The sequence below is a fragment of the Polaromonas sp. P1_E1_2 genome, assembly GCF_056406035.1.
The window spans coordinates 1-2,912 of sequence record NZ_JBFUAZ010000545.1; the positions used below are offsets into that span (position 1 = coordinate 1).

The 2,912-nt window shown below is 58.5% G+C and carries 2 protein-coding genes; both read right to left on the minus strand.

The window, feature by feature from the left end; genetic code table 11:
• Positions 1 to 164 precede the first annotated feature (164 nt).
• Entirely contained in the window at positions 165 to 1,364 is a 1,200-nt protein-coding gene (locus tag AC1D1P_RS19590) for a DesA family fatty acid desaturase (RefSeq protein WP_477674125.1), read from the minus strand.
• 199 nt (positions 1,365 to 1,563) lie between these two features.
• Complete coding sequence (locus AC1D1P_RS19595) at positions 1,564 to 2,820, minus strand: RsmB/NOP family class I SAM-dependent RNA methyltransferase (RefSeq protein ID WP_477674126.1); 1,257 nt, start codon at positions 2,818 to 2,820, stop codon at positions 1,564 to 1,566.
• Between the last annotated feature and the right edge of the window lie 92 nt (positions 2,821 to 2,912).

Here is a 2,912-nt window from a genome sequence, read left to right on the forward strand (position 1 = left end):
GCCCTGATCAGGGCGCTGGTAGCGACCCTACCATTACCAAATCTTGGGGCGCTCGATCATGGAACTCGTACTTTGCGCCGAACAATAAAAAACCGCTGCTGGATTTCTCCGGAAGCGGCCTTGAAGTTTCGACCGGGTGACCAGGTCGGATATGTAGCGTCAGGTCAGGTGCGGGCAGCCCGCAGCTTCATCGAGAATTCGCGCAAGGCGGCGATACCGCTTTCCTCAGCACGGTGGCACCAGGCCTGCAGGTCCGCAGCCAGCTGCTCACGGGAAGCGGAAGTGGTCAGCCACATCTGGCGCAGTTCTTCCCGCATGGTGACCATCTTGTCCAGCACGGGGTGTTCGGCGCGGGCCTGCGCCAGCTGGGGTTTGGCGGCGGCCGGCACCTTGTCGTCATCGCGGTGCAGCCAGCGATTGGCTGCGCGCAACACGGACACGTCGGCTTTCTTGGCCTTCAGCACTTCGAGTTCGGCCCTGCCGGCGCGGCGCAGTTCGCGCGCGAAACCCGCCATGACTTCGTAGCGATGGGCGATCAGGGCTTCCAGGGTTTTTTYATCTGCCACAGGCTGGATGGAACCCAGCTGGAGCTTGGGGGGGACCTTCTTGACGGAGGCCAGGCCTACTTTTTCCATGGCACGGATATACACCCAGCCGATGTCGAATTCGTAGGGCTTGACCGAGAACTTGGCCGACGTCGGGTAGGTGTGATGGTTGTTGTGCAGCTCTTCGCCGCCAATCATGATGCCCCAGGGCGAAATGTTGGTGCTGGCATCAGGCGCCTCAAAATTGCGATAGCCCCAATAGTGACCAATGCCGTTGATGATACCGGCCGCCGTCACGGGGATCCAGGCCATTTGCACGGCCCAGACAGCCAGGCCTGCAGCACCGAAGAGCGCCAGGTCGATGATCATCATCAGGCCCACGCCCTGCCAGCTATAGCGGGTGTAGACGTTGCGCTCAATCCAGTCATTGGGCGTGCCGTGGCCGAACTTGGCCATAGTTTCCTTGTTTTTGCTTTCGGCACGGTACAGCTCGGCGCCTTCCCAGAAAACCTTCTTGATGCCGTAAGCCTGCGGGCTGTGCGGATCTTCAGAGGTTTCGCACTTGGCGTGGTGCTTGCGGTGAATGGACACCCATTCCTTGGTGACCTGGCCCGTACCCAGCCAGAGCCAGAGACGGAAAAAATGCGAAGGAATCGCGTGCAGGTCCATGGCGCGGTGCGCCTGGTGACGGTGCAGATAGATGGTGACGCTGGCAATGGTGATATGGGTGGTCACCAGCGTGTACAACACGATTTGCCACCAGCTGGCGGCAAGCAACCCATTGGCAAGCCAGTCGAGGGCCGCATCAAACAAGATCATAAAAATCCTTTAAACAATCTGAAGCAGTCGCCCATCCAGATGTGTCTCCAGGCGCTGCAAAAAATAACCGTTTATTGTAAGGCGATCCCCCACAAATACCAAGTCACTTTCAGTACAGGATCCAAGGTCAAAACAGTGCGAAAAATCACGAATGAATATGTAACTTCGGCCTATCTGTCGTCTTTTGTCGCCAAAAATATCACGACTTTTGCCATACTGCTGCGAAAAACCCGTCCGTCTGATGCAGGTAAGGCCAGAGCCGAAGGTAGGGTCCGCGGCAGAGTTTTTCCGCGTGTTCCACCCCCAGATGAGTCAACAAGGGCCCTGTTTCAAGGACGTTGAACTCTTTATTCGCCTCACTAAAGGCTTCAGCGATGGCTTCGTTTTCTTCACGCAAAACGCTGCAAGTCGCGTAAACCAGGCGTCCGCCGGGCTTTAAAAGCCGCGCAGCGCTCTGCAAAATGGCAGTTTGCTTGGCCCTGAGCTCTTCAATCGCCTTGGGCGTCTGCCGCCATTTGAGGTCAGGATTGCGCCGCAAGGTGCCCAAGCCCGAGCACGGGGCGTCCACCAGGACCCGGTCTATCTTGCCGGCCAGGCGCTTGATCCGGTCGTCACGCTCATGGGCAATAGCCACCGGATGAACATTGGAAAGGCCGCTGCGCGCCAGCCGCGGCTTGAGCGCATCCAGCCGGTGTCCCGACGTATCAAACGCGTAAAGGCGCCCGGTATTGCGCATGGAAGCCCCGAGGGCCAGGGTCTTGCCGCCCGCCCCTGCACAAAAGTCGACCACCATCTCACCTCGCTTGGCATCGACCAGCAGGGCCAAMAGCTGCGAGCCTTCGTCCTGCACTTCAATGGCGCCACGCGTGAAAGCATCCAGTTTGCCCAGCTGGGGCTTGCCGTCGGCAATGCGCAGGCCCCAGGGCRAATACGGTGTTGCTACGGTTTTGATAGCCGCTTTCGCAAGCTCCTTCTGGACTTCAGCCCGTTTATCCTTGAGCGTGTTGACGCGCAAATCAAGCCCGGCCGGTGCGTTCAGGCTCTCGACCAGCGGCCAGAAATCATCACCAAGCTGCTCTTTCAACGGATCAACCAGCCACTGCGGGAGGTTGTGGCGATGCAGCTCCATCAGGTCCGATGGTTTGACCTGGTCGCAACGCGCCAGCCAGTCTTTTTCCTGGTCGGTCAGCGCACCCAAAAGAAAGTCGCGGTCCGCCGCAAAACCGAGAATCGCAAGACGCCGCTCCGGCGCGCCGCTGCCATGCTGGGCCAGATAGGTATAAAGATTTTTCTTGCGAAGAACACCGTAAATCGTTTCCGCCACGGTGGCACGTTCACGGGGGCCGAGGCGATAGTCGCGGAAATAGCGCGACACCACCATGTCGGCGGGATGATCAAATTTGAGGACCTGCTTGAGAAGCTCGGAACAACTGTCGAGTAAGGCTTTAGGATGCATAGCCTCCATTGTCCCACCGAGCCACCGCGCAATATTTTTAAACCCTGATYCCTCATGCCAGAAGCCACCGCCCACGCATTGCCTCCCCTGAT